Source organism: Halomonas marinisediminis (genome assembly GCF_004347715.1).
GTDB lineage: Bacteria > Pseudomonadota > Gammaproteobacteria > Pseudomonadales > Halomonadaceae > Halomonas > Halomonas icarae.
In genome coordinates this window covers 1-226 of record NZ_SLTR01000804.1, presented here as the reverse complement: position 1 = coordinate 226, position 226 = coordinate 1, and the positions used below count along the sequence as shown (strand labels likewise).

1 pseudogene is annotated in these 226 nt (G+C 61.9%); it reads left to right on the top strand.

The window, feature by feature from the left end:
* Window positions 1-226, top strand: a pseudogene (locus E0702_RS18585) (hypothetical protein); the annotation flags it as partial.

Genomic DNA, 226 nt, shown 5'->3' with positions numbered 1-226 from the left:
TTGCCAAGTGGCAGGCAAGGCAGATCTTCTTGCTGGCGGTGGCGCTGACGGGGCTCTTCTATCTTCTGGTCAGTACCCAGAACAGGTTCTTCCAGCCCGATGTTCTGCAAATCACGCTGGTGATCGGAGCCCTCGGGACCTGGCGCTTCGGATGGTGGTTCACCCATGCGGTACGGGCCGAGATCTATCGCCGCGTCAAATGGCCCGGCATGCGCGCCCGGGCCAA